The sequence below is a fragment of the Pectinatus haikarae genome (assembly GCF_015732185.1).
Classification (GTDB): domain Bacteria; phylum Bacillota; class Negativicutes; order Selenomonadales; family Selenomonadaceae; genus Pectinatus; species Pectinatus haikarae.
Genome location: NZ_WIQM01000004.1, coordinates 159,904 through 171,289, shown reverse-complemented (window position 1 = coordinate 171,289; position 11,386 = coordinate 159,904). Strand labels below are relative to the sequence as shown.

Here is an 11,386-nt window from a genome sequence, read left to right as displayed (position 1 = left end):
GCTATGCATAAAATTTTATTTCAAATTCAAAACAGGGCTGTCCTGCTCGACCGTACCCTCCGTTTTGAGCATTTCCAAACGCAGCTTTTCATTATCGTTAGTAATAGTTACCATTACAGTATCATCATAGCCCGCCTTTCGTATTTCTTCACGCGAAAACCTGCCCAGCAGCTCACCGCGCTTCACATGCTGGCCTTGTGCGCAATATGTTGCAAAACCATTGCCGCGCAGCTGTGCAGTATTGATGCCGATATGGATCAGTACCAGCGCCCCTCCTGCCGAACGTATGATCATGACATGTCTGGTAGGAAAAACCGTTTCGACAATGCCGTCAAAAGGTGCATACAATTCATCCGCCGACGGTTGTACGGCAAAGCCGCGTCCCATTTTTCCGACAGAAAAAGTTTCATCCCGAACATTTTCCAGCGGCAGCAGACGGCCTTTTACCGGTGCATTGATAAGCAAATCAGCTCCTTCAGACAGCTGCGAAGAATTTTCTTCATTTAATTTATTAGACCATGTTTTTTCCAATTTATCGACGATCTCCGCATGCTTTTCTTCTGTCAAAGTGACTTTTTTATAGAAAAGCAAACACGATATCAGCAGCAGTACTGCCGGAACACCAAAGAGCATCACTTTAAAGACCATTTGGCCCTGCGCGGTTATGGATTCTGCGGAAGCCCCTGAGGTCATTCCTGCCCATACCGCAGCAATTCCTATAAATCCGTTTGAGATTGCTCCGCCAAATTTATCTATAAGCGGACGAACAGACAATGTCAAAGACTCATCCCTGTGCCCCAATTTCAATTGCCCATATTCAACAGAGTCTGTCATTATCATCAGCACACACAGGAAAACAAGCGGCTGCGGTATATAGAACAATACCCCTGCCGCCAGCACCAGCGGCAGCGACTTGCCCGCCACAGTGAAAAGAAAAATACTCAGCAGCAGCACAGCGACGGCTGCAAAAAAAACGTTGCGTCTGCTGAATTTTTTGGCCAAAGTTGGAAAGGTCAAGACAATGAATATACCAATGGCAGTGTTGATCGTCGCCAAAATACTGAATTGCGCGGCATTGCCCACAATAAATGTAAAATAATAAAGTTCGACCGCATTAACAATCTGAATGCCGCTGCTATAAAATACATAAGCCAGAGCTATCCACATCAGCTGATCATTGCGCACCAGTACTTTCAAAACGTCCTTGAATGTAGTTTTTTCTTTGTTCTTGCGCAAAGCGGATTCATTTTCCCTGGTTCCCAGAACCACGACAATTGCCGAAATCCATGAAACAAGTCCGATAACCACCGCAAAGGCAAACCATCCCTGGCTGTCACCCTGTCCATGATTTTCGTATTGTGAAAAAAGCAGAACTATAGGCATGACCACGATACCGACGATATTGGCACCGATGTGCGAACCGACACGAGCAAAAGTTGCCGTCTTTTCACGTTCTCTCGAATCAAAGGATATTGCCGGTATCATTGACCAGAAGCCGACATCCTTAAATGAATAAAAAATATCCATCATAATATAAAAGACAGCAAACAGCGCTAAATATAAATATGGATTGCTTGTATTTAATCCTCCCATATTTGTAAACAAAACTACCAGAGCAACAGAACCGATCGTGCCGCCGATCAAAATCCACGGCTTGAAATGCCCCAGCCGCGTACGCGTATTATCAATTGCATTGCCGATAAAAGGATCAATGACCAATTCCAAGATTCGCAGAACCATGATAATTATTGTAATATACCCGATCATTTCGGCGCCCATGGCGCCACTGTCTTTATCAAAAAGATGTGATGTGATAAACATAATGAAATACGTCGACAGTGTCGCATAAAAAGCATCATGACCAAACGCACCGAATGAATAGGCGAGCCGGGAATAAATATGCTGATTATTTCCTGACATAATTAATAGTGCCTCCTTTTTGCATAAAAAATTATCATATTAAAATAAAATTAATTATTTTTTATGCATTGATAATTTTCCAAAAATTAAATATGTTTTTACGTAAACGTTTACGATTATAGGGACATTATACAGCTTTTAAAATAAAAAGTAAACCTCTACTTTATTTTTTATTCAATTTATTTACAACTAAAAATAATCCTCCGGCAGCACTCGGCAGGAGAACAATGTCTGGCAGAAATAGGCGGCGCCCTGCCATTGTGCAGTTGCTTCAGACGGAAATTTTGCAGGCTGCGCCGGCGGCATAGACACGAAGCTTGAGCTTCTCGAACATGGTGATGCCGGCGTGTCCCGTTTATTCGTTCCTCGTAAAAATCCCTGAATCTGCTTTAATCATCATCCTTATTTTTCTGCCCTAAATACCAGTTAACAAACTGCCTGGCGATTCGTCCGCTTCTTCCCGAATGTGTCATTTCCCAACGGAGCCCTTCAAGCCGCAGTTCCTTTTTTTCGAGTTCAACTCCTGCTTTTTTGAGATAACTGTCAATAATCGACAAATATTCATCCTGACTGGGCGCATCATAGTTTATTATCAAGCCGAACCGATCGGATAACGATATTGATTCATTCACACTGTCATTGCGATAAAGTTCTTCCTGCGTATCTTCTCTGTCCCTCCATGTCTCCTTGATAAGATGCCGTCTATTGGAAGTAGCATATAAAAGCACATTTTGCGGCATGGCAGAAACGCCTCCTTCGATGACAGATTTCAAATATTTATATTCTGTTTCTCCCTCGTTGAACGATAAATCATCGAGAAAAATGATGAATTTATACCCAGCCAGACATCTCAGTTTTTTCATTATTTCAGGCATTACTTTTATTTGATCGCGTGTTATCTGCACGAGCCGCAGATTTTTTTTATAAAATTCATTGGCCAAGGCCTTTACCCCGGAAGATTTTCCGGTGCCTCGCGCACCTGCCAATAAAATATTATTGGCGGGCCTGTTTTCTAAAAATACCTGAGTATTGCTGCGCAGCATTTTTTTTTGCTTTTCATAGCCGACCAGATCTGACATTCTTATTTTTTCAAAATATTCTATCCCCATAAGACCTGTATTATTATGCCAGCAAAAAGCACGATAACGCGCCAGCTCTCCCGACCCAAATTTCTTATAATGATTCAACAGACATTGCGCTGCACCGGCAGCAGAATCGATACATTCCAGAGTGCAGCGCAGCTCCTTATAAGCTTCAAATGCAGACTCACATGCCGGTTCATAATTATTTAATATTTCATCTATGTTTTCCGATTTTTTTATTTCTTTTAAAAGAACAGGATAAATGGCTTCCATATCCATTTCCAGCAATTTTCCCACACTTTTTCCTGCATGACCGCCGCGTTGAATATTATCGGCAGCCATGTTATTGCCTCCCGCCAGCAGATAGACAATATATGCGGGAAACAATCTTCCTGACAGTCCCAGCGACTCGCCCTTAGATATCAGCTCTTCAAAGAAAATATGCCATTTTTTCTTATCATTACTATTTTCGGCTTCATCATACGCTTTGAGCACTGCATCTTGTGCAAAATCACGAAAAAGCAGCAGTTGTGTTAATTTTTTCCCCATTTTCTCACCTATTCATTAATACATTTTTATATAATAGTAACAGACTTTTTGTCTATTGCCAACAAATAAAGTCACTTTTCATTTAATATTGACTTTTTGACTTTTATCGGTATAATATAAATATAAGGCTGAAAAGAAATGTCTGCTGATCATTTCTCTGCCGTCTATGTTTATACTAATGTATTTTTAAGGGGGTTTTCTTATGTTTGGTTTAGTTCCGTTTACAAAAAATAATGTTAGCAAGAAGGAAGATGCCTTCGGCCGCTTATTTGATCTTTTCAATGAACCTTTTTTTAATTCAGCAATTGCTCCTGTACAAACCGCTATGTCTGGTTTTGCCTCTTTTAAAGTCGATGTAAGAGATCTCGGTGATGTTTATGAATTATCCGCTGAGCTTCCGGGCGTAAAGAAAGAGGATATTTCACTTAACTATGATAATGGTTATCTTACTATTCAGGCAAACAGCAAGGATGAAAAAGCAGAAAAAGACGATACCGGAAAATATATACGCCGTGAACGCCGTTATGGCAGCATGTCTCGTTCTTTTTATATAGATAATATAGACGAAGCACGGGCAAAAGCCGAGTTCACGGACGGTATACTCAATATTAATCTGCCGAAAACGATCCCGAACGACAGCACCACCCATATAAATATTGAGTGACCTGTATCTGTTTTTTATAAAAAATTTTGCGTCAAATATGCAATGACCGGGGGAACTTAAAAGCTTTTCTTTTGTGCTTTTTGTACAACAGAAAAGCTTTTTTAATACCGCTATACTTTATTTCTCAGATAATTATTTGCATCAATAGATAATCATTTACTACCCTAAAAAAAAAGTATATAATTAGCAGCATAAGAATAAAGAGGAGAGTATATAATGAAAGGTACAGTAGTAAGCACGTGGACACGCACCTGCAAAAAACTCTGGGGTGATGATCTCGTGAGAGGCGTCATGGATGACATAGGACTTGGTTCCGATCATATTTTTACACCGAGTGAGGACATCGATGATGCAGTCTCTCAGGCGCTTGGTGATACACTGGCAAAAAAGTTAGGAAAACCTTCTGCCGAAATCTGGCGTGCCATTGGCAGAGACAATATTACAACTTTCTTTGAATTTTACCCCGGTTTTTTTCAAAGAGAAAATCTGCATGCTTTTTTAAGCTCACTGTACGACATTCATGTAGAAGTGACACGGCTTATCCCAGGTGCAAATCCGCCTGCCGTTGAAATGAAAAACATCTCTTCTACTGAATCCATTTTTACATATCGTTCCAAGCGGAAAAAATTTGATTATTTTCGCGGTCTTCTGGATGGCGCCGCTGCGCACTATCATGAAAAAATAGAAATTTCAGAAATAGAAAAAGGAACTGAGCACCTGAAACTCAAGCTCAAATTTTCTTATAAGATACAAAGCAATCATACCTACCGTTTGAATTGCCTTTTCAGTTTTTTACCTTCTCTCTCATTTAAAATTGGACTTTTGACGGCTATATGTATGTTTATAGCTGCACTTCTCTCAAAGGCAGTCGGTTTTTCCTTCCCCTTGTGGATTCCAATTTTCACCGGCTTTTTATCTGGTATTATTTCTTCTTTATTCCTGCGCCCTCTTTCCTCCGTCAAAGATTTACTCACCGCTCTCAATGAGCATAATTATGCTACTACTGTGAATATAATTTCCAGAGACATATTCAGCTCACTTTCCGATCAAATAGAATCTTATAAAATCAGCATGCGCCGCAGCTTCACCGGCATTAAAGGCGGTCAGGATGAACTATCCCGCTACGGTGATGTTTTCAGTGATCTTGGCAATACCATGAGCACAACTTCCGACACTATTGCGCAGGTAGTAAACAGCAGTGCCGAATCATCTGTTGTAGCTTCCGAAAAAGTTTCGCAGGCTGTAAGTATTTTAAACGATAATATTTCTGCATTGAAAAATGTCGTTCAAAAACAGGCCAGCAATAATACTCATTTGCAAACAGCCGTCGGTGAAATTGAAAATTGTTTTTCCAATGTTCATGATTCAAGCGAGAAAATCAATTCCAGCATGGCTAATTTTGCCAAGGTCAACGCTTCGGTAGAAGGTCTGCGTGATCAGACCAAGCGCATCACCGAAATCACCAGCACGGTGGCTGCCATTGCCGGACAGACAAATCTACTCGCACTCAATGCAGCTATAGAAGCTGCGCGGGCAGGAGAACATGGTAAAGGCTTCGCGATTGTTGCGGAAGAGGTCAGAAAACTTGCCGAACAATCCCAGGAACAGTCTCAGATCATTTCAGATGATGTTCAGACAATAACCAAGACTATCGAAGAAGTTGTCGAGCATGTAGATGTCGAATATGATATTCTTTCAGAGGAAAATGCCAATCTGATCTCGGTTGTGACCGAAAACACTGCCTATTTGAAGAAAATACGTACAGTTTCTGACAGCATCGTTGAAATAATAAGTCAATTGGAACATGAAATGTCCGGTATGAATGATGTTTATGAAAAAATAGAATCCATCGTAGATATTGCTCAGGACAATTCTGCATCCACAGAAGAAGTCAACGCATCTATTCATATCTATAATGAAAAAATCAAGGGTCTGCTTGATAAAATCGGGGAATTCAAAAAACTGGCACAGTATTTCTCTGATGATATAAATATTTTTAAAGTTTGACTATAATACCTAAATTTTCTGTAATGAACAAATTTCCAACATATGCTTTTCACCTTACACCTCAAAACTAAAAAGACCTTGGCAAAATAGTGATAATAAATCACTGTGCTGCCAAGGTCTTTTTATCTGCGCGGCAGAAAAAATTTTTCTGCCGTCAGAATCATATATCCTTTTTTTTATCTATTTTTTCTATATCAAAAATCAATCTGCCCAAATTTTTATCTGAGCCCGCAGTTGAATCAGTCTTCTGCATAAAAACAGGCAAATCCGGAGCCGATGAAGGATTTTCGCTGGCGGCCTCCTCTTTTTTCGCGGGTGCCGCAATCTTGTCATCCACAAAATCAGTTGCGATAATCGTGGCTCTGACTTTCCCTGCCAAACTTTTATCTATAACTGTACCCAATATTATGTTAACATCGGAACTTGTATTCTCATAAATAAACTTGGTGGCTTCATTTACTTCAAAAAGGCTTAACGTTTCATCGCCGGTTATATTTAAAACAATACCTCTGGCCCCATTTACAGAGCGCTCTATCAAGGGACTTTCTACAGCCATTTTGACAGCATTTACCGCTCCGCTGCCTTCTCCTATGCCCAAAAGAGCTTCTGAATTGCCATTTTGCTTGAAAATAGACTTAACATCTGCAAAATCGACATTTATAACGCCAACCGTCAAAATCAACTCCGACACACAGCGGATGGCCTGTTTTAAAACACTATCCACCATATGAAAGGCATTCAGCAGCGACATATGCTTATTAGTCCCATGCAATTCGAGCAATTTATCATTCTGAATGACGATCAATGCATCAAGAAAGGGTCGCATGGCTTCCACACCGGCCATAGCTGTTTTCCTTTTGCGTGAACCTTCGAACGAAAACGGTATTGTAAATACACCGATAGTAAGGATTCCCATAGAATGAGCAATTTCAGCAATTACCGGTGCCGCTCCGGTGCCGGTCCCCCCGCCCATTCCCGCCGTAATGAAAATCATATCAGCTCCGGTCAACGAATCCCTTATAAGCGATTCGTCATTGACAGCAGCCGTCTGCCCCAATGCCACCTTACCGCCGCTGCCGAGTCCGCGCGTTACATTTTCACCTATTTGGAAAAGGCTGATGCTTTTCTGCGCCAAAGTCTGCAGCTGTTTTTTATCCGTATTTACAGCAATAAGATCCATCCCCGAATGTTCCTCATCTGCTATGCGTTTCAGCACACTGTTGCCGCCGCCACCGATACCGATAATTTTTATATTGACAATTGTTCCCCGTATATCTTCCCTTTGCAAAAAGATCCCCCCTTTATTATCATGGGCCAGCCATACACGACAATATCTCTGATTCCGTCACATTTTTAATGCTTTTTCTTTATTATTATTCGTTATATGAATCCTCAGTCCTGCCAATCATTGCATTAAATCAGCCGGACCGGATTGCACGAGCGCAAAATTATCATTGCATCTGTCATCTATTATATACATTGGCAATGGCATATATCAAGTAATAGATTTTTATTTTGTCTTTTTCAAATTTTTGTTGTAGAATATTAGAATGTAATAATATATATAATATTAATAGTGCTCTGCTTTACTTTGAAAAATCACTTGTTTATTACCTGCTTGATCATCAGCTGTCTTATTGCTGATTTTTTACAAACTTAAACTATTATGCGGCCAATTTTTATATGCGATATTCCAACATAGCGGGAGGGAGTTTTTTTGCCCAGAATATTATCTTTTTTCTTGATCAATATATTTTTATTCAGTTTTTTTCTGTCTTTGCCTCAAACCGCCAGAGCGGGCAATTTTACTGCTGCTGCGTCCTCTCTGGCGAAGATCACCGATATCCGTATAAGTTCTGCCAATGGCAAAGTACGGCTTGTTGCCGATGCAGATAAGGAAATTGATTATGAATCCTTTGGTTTGTCTTCTCCTGATCGTATTGTCATAGATCTGAAAGGTGCGTGGATCACCCCATCTGTAAAAAAAGAATTTACAGTAGCCAATAAAAATATCCGCAATATCCGTGTAGCTCAGTTTTCTCATGATACTGTCCGCATAGTTATCAATACTTCTCTCAAACGTGATTCATATGATGTTTTTTCCTTATCTGCCGGCAGCGTTCCGTATCGTGTCGTAATGGATTTTGGCAGGCTTAAGGAACATTCCCAAACCTCGTCCGCAAAAACCGCGTCTTCTGCCTCAACATCTGTAATCCCTTCCAATACAACTGCTGATATATTTACTTCACCGGGGATAAAAGGCAAAAAGATAGCCATCGACCCCGGACACGGCGGCAATGATTCCGGTGCAGTAGGCTACAATGGCGCAAAAGAAAAAGATTCTACGCTGCGGATAGGTTTAAAATTGAAAAAAATGCTGGAAGACGCCGGTGCCACGGTCATAATGACCAGAACCACAGATACCTCCGTCGCTGCGCCCACCGCAAGTGATGTTGCAGAATTGCAGGCTCGATGCGATATAGCCAACAAAGCCGGTGCCGACATATTTATCAGTATTCATAACGATTCTTTTACCGATACATCTGCCAATGGCACCTCCACTTACTATTATGAAAATGGAAGCGGCCTGAGTGAACGCCTTGCCGAATATCTTCGCCGCGGCATTATCGATAATTTAAATACTCCGGACAGAGGCACAAAAACAGCCAATTTTTATGTGATCAAACATACTGATATGCCTGCAGTCCTTATCGAAGCCGCCTTTATATCAAATCCTACCGAGCAGGCATTGCTGACTTCTGACAGCGGTACTGATAAATTTGCTGCCGGTATTTACAATGGAATCAATAAATTTTTTTCATCCGCTGGATCATGAGCACTTAAACAAAAAGCTGCCGTACTGCAGAAAACAATGCAGTACGGCAGCTTTTTATTTTATATATCATTTACATTTATATCTTGCCCACGGCGGCGCCATAAACAACAAACTGTTCATCTTTCGGCAGAGCCAGCTCTTCATTTATCTGCTCATCATCGAAAGCTCCAAGCGCGCACACGCCTGCTTTTATAGTTTGTGCCGCAAGATAAATATTCTGGCACACATGCCCTGCATCCAAAAATGCATACCTATATCCCCTCGAGCCATAACGGCAGGCAACTCTTTCAATGACTGTACTCCATATAAAAGTAACGGCACTGTTAAGAACAACCTTGAAGGTAGAAAAACAATTGCTGACAGCGTCCCTGTCTGCATCCACTTTGACCAAGCTGTGTTCAACAGCCAAAAAGCGATATACACCGGCTTCCAGGCCCTCCACATTGTTTACAAGAATATATGTTTCCAGAGAATGGCTCGCTCCCGCCGAGGGGACCGTGCGCAATGTAAAATTCTCATTGGCCATTTTGACGCCCTGCGTACACCAAAGAAGATATGACAATTCTTTCAGGGAAAGCGACTCTTTACTATATTGGCGAATAGTTGCCCTAAGTTCTATCATTTCAAGAAAATTCACAGTATGATCTTCCAGCATATCCGGTTCCGGCAATATGATCACTGCCTCGCCCTCAGCGGCCGGCAGTTCAAGAAGCGGCCTGCCGGTCTGTTTCTTCCCTTTGCCTTTTTGCCATGAAGATTCCTGTAAAAATTCCTTTGCACATTTTACATCTTCCATATTTTCCTCCATAGATTACGCAAAATATTATTTTCTATAAACAGCAATACCCATCGGCATTCTCATTGCTCTTCCGGATCCAAATCATCAGGATCAATAAAACTATGATATTCACCACCACCGCTGCGCCGCCCTAAAAGTTCCCCGAGCAGTTCTTCCGGTGCTATATTATGGTAGGCCAGTGCAACCAGACAATGATACCAAAGATCTCCCATTTCATAAAGTATTTCTTTCCTATCATTATTCTTGGATGCTATGATCGTTTCTACTGCTTCTTCACCCAATTTTTTGAGTATTTTATCTTGTCCGTGTCTTAACAAATAATTCGTATATGAACCCTCGACAGGATGTATTTTCCTGTCCTGAATTACAGCGTATAACTCGTTAAGCACTTTTGTCAGGCTTGCCGAGTGCTGCTCTTTCTCCCGGAGAACAGCTATTTCTTTATTAGAAGAACCCAGCCGTCTGCCGCTGAAACATGTGTATGTCCCTGTATGACAGGCGCATCCTGTTTGATGTACTCTTACTAAAAGGGTATCACCGTCACAGTCATAAAATATCTCTTCTATCTTCTGCTTATTGCCGGAAGTTTCGCCTTTATTCCAGAGTTCTTGCCGGCTGCGGCTGAAAAACCAGGTATAACCGGTAGACAGTGTTTTTTTCAGCGATTCTTCATTCATATACGCCAGCATCAATACCTGATCGTTATCTATTTCCTGAATCACAGCCGGTACTAATCCCTGTTCGTCAAATTTCACTTTATCTATATCAATCATAATCTTACCTCCACACCCCGTGACAACAGATATTCCTTCACCTGACGAATGCGAAACCTGCCATAGTGGAATACCGAAGCCGCCAACACAGCATCGGCTTTCCCCTCTGTCAATACATCGTAAAAGTGCGACAATTCTCCTGCCCCGCCTGATGCAATGACAGGAACCGATACCGCTTCCGATACAGCCCGTGTCAGAGCTATATCATATCCGTTTTTCGTTCCGTCAGCATCCATACTGGTCAGCAGTATTTCACCGGCACCGAGAGAAACCGCTTTTTTCACCCATTCCAGACAATCGAGTCCTGTCGGTGTGCGCCCTCCATTTATATAAACTTCCCAGGAATCTTCACCGTCCCTTTTGGCATCTACCGCCAGCACAACGCATTGATTGCCGAATTTTACCGCTCCTTCGCTTATCAGTGCCGGGTCTGTAACTGCAGCCGTATTAAGGGATATTTTATCAGCACCTGCTTTGAGCATGTTCCGCATATCATCTGTGGAACGTATTCCTCCGCCCACCGTAAATGGGATGAATACCTGTGATGCACAGCCGGACGCAACTTCCACCATAGTATCGCGTTTTTCATTGGAAGCAGTAATATCCAAAAATACCAATTCATCTGCACATTCCTTATCATAAAGACATGCCATTTCTACCGGATCACCGGCATCGCGCAAAGAAACAAAATTCGTTCCTTTTACAACACGCCCCGCTTTCACATCCAGGCAGGGAATAATCCTTTTTGTATACATT

General features: G+C 41.5%; 9 protein-coding genes. 3 read left to right on the top strand and 6 right to left on the bottom strand.

Annotation, left to right across the window (positions count from 1 at the left end):
• Positions 1 to 15: 15 nt before the first annotated feature.
• The gene (locus tag I6758_RS01980) at positions 16 to 1,920 is read right to left on the bottom strand and encodes a PTS sugar transporter subunit IIA (RefSeq protein WP_196603541.1); all 1,905 of its coding nucleotides are present in this window, start codon (positions 1,918 to 1,920) and stop codon (positions 16 to 18) included.
• A gap of 389 nt (positions 1,921 to 2,309) precedes the next feature.
• Complete coding sequence (locus tag I6758_RS01975; protein ID WP_196603540.1) at positions 2,310 to 3,551, bottom strand: ATP-binding protein; 1,242 nt, start codon at positions 3,549 to 3,551, stop codon at positions 2,310 to 2,312.
• Positions 3,552 to 3,753: 202 nt separating this feature from the next.
• Here I6758_RS01975 and I6758_RS01970 point away from each other — a divergent pair, with 202 nt between their 5' ends.
• Both I6758_RS01970 and I6758_RS01965 read left to right on the top strand, forming a co-directional pair.
• Positions 3,754 to 4,215, top strand: coding sequence for an Hsp20/alpha crystallin family protein (locus tag I6758_RS01970; protein ID WP_196603539.1), 462 nt, complete (start codon positions 3,754 to 3,756; stop codon positions 4,213 to 4,215).
• Positions 4,216 to 4,431: 216 nt separating this feature from the next.
• Positions 4,432 to 6,222 carry a heme NO-binding domain-containing protein gene (locus I6758_RS01965; protein WP_196603538.1) on the top strand — a complete coding sequence of 597 codons (1,791 nt, stop codon included), beginning with the start codon at positions 4,432 to 4,434 and terminating at the stop codon, positions 6,220 to 6,222.
• 160 nt (positions 6,223 to 6,382) lie between these two features.
• Here the strand turns inward: I6758_RS01965 and ftsZ are convergent, their stop codons facing one another.
• Positions 6,383 to 7,510, bottom strand: a complete 1,128-nt coding sequence (gene ftsZ / locus I6758_RS01960; RefSeq protein ID WP_196603537.1) for a cell division protein FtsZ — start codon at positions 7,508 to 7,510, stop codon at positions 6,383 to 6,385.
• 429 nt (positions 7,511 to 7,939) lie between these two features.
• Between ftsZ and I6758_RS01955 the strand changes: the two genes are divergently transcribed.
• Positions 7,940 to 9,058 (top strand): N-acetylmuramoyl-L-alanine amidase, encoded by a 1,119-nt coding sequence (locus I6758_RS01955; protein ID WP_231038457.1) that lies wholly within the window; start codon positions 7,940 to 7,942, stop codon positions 9,056 to 9,058.
• Positions 9,059 to 9,134: 76 nt separating this feature from the next.
• Here the strand turns inward: I6758_RS01955 and I6758_RS01950 are convergent, their stop codons facing one another.
• The 3 genes from I6758_RS01950 to hisF form a co-directional block, all read right to left on the bottom strand.
• A complete protein-coding gene (locus I6758_RS01950) occupies positions 9,135 to 9,854 on the bottom strand; it encodes a SagB/ThcOx family dehydrogenase (RefSeq protein WP_231038456.1) in 720 nt (239 codons plus the stop codon).
• Between the two features lie 62 nt (positions 9,855 to 9,916).
• Positions 9,917 to 10,630, bottom strand: a complete 714-nt coding sequence (gene hisIE / locus I6758_RS01945) for a bifunctional phosphoribosyl-AMP cyclohydrolase/phosphoribosyl-ATP diphosphatase HisIE (protein ID WP_196603535.1) — start codon at positions 10,628 to 10,630, stop codon at positions 9,917 to 9,919.
• Positions 10,627 to 11,385, bottom strand: a complete 759-nt coding sequence (gene hisF / locus I6758_RS01940; RefSeq protein ID WP_196603534.1) for an imidazole glycerol phosphate synthase subunit HisF — start codon at positions 11,383 to 11,385, stop codon at positions 10,627 to 10,629. The genes hisIE and hisF overlap by 4 nt, the downstream gene beginning before the upstream one ends.
• Between the last annotated feature and the right edge of the window lies 1 nt (position 11,386).

Excerpts from the sequence above, each read along its gene's own strand:
- I6758_RS01970 (WP_196603539.1), top strand. The coding sequence starts at position 3,754 with ATGTTTGGTTTAGTTCCGTTTACAAAAAATAATGTTAGCAAGAAGGAA.
- I6758_RS01965 (WP_196603538.1), top strand. The coding sequence starts at position 4,432 with ATGAAAGGTACAGTAGTAAGCACGTGGACACGCACCTGCAAAAAACTC.
- hisIE (WP_196603535.1), bottom strand. The coding sequence starts at position 10,630 with ATGATTGATATAGATAAAGTGAAATTTGACGAACAGGGATTAGTACCG.
- I6758_RS01950 (WP_231038456.1), bottom strand. The coding sequence starts at position 9,854 with ATGGAAGATGTAAAATGTGCAAAGGAATTTTTACAGGAATCTTCATGG.
- hisF (WP_196603534.1), bottom strand. The coding sequence starts at position 11,385 with ATGTATACAAAAAGGATTATTCCCTGCCTGGATGTGAAAGCGGGGCGT.
- I6758_RS01975 (WP_196603540.1), bottom strand. The coding sequence starts at position 3,551 with ATGGGGAAAAAATTAACACAACTGCTGCTTTTTCGTGATTTTGCACAA.
- I6758_RS01980 (WP_196603541.1), bottom strand. The coding sequence starts at position 1,920 with ATGTCAGGAAATAATCAGCATATTTATTCCCGGCTCGCCTATTCATTC.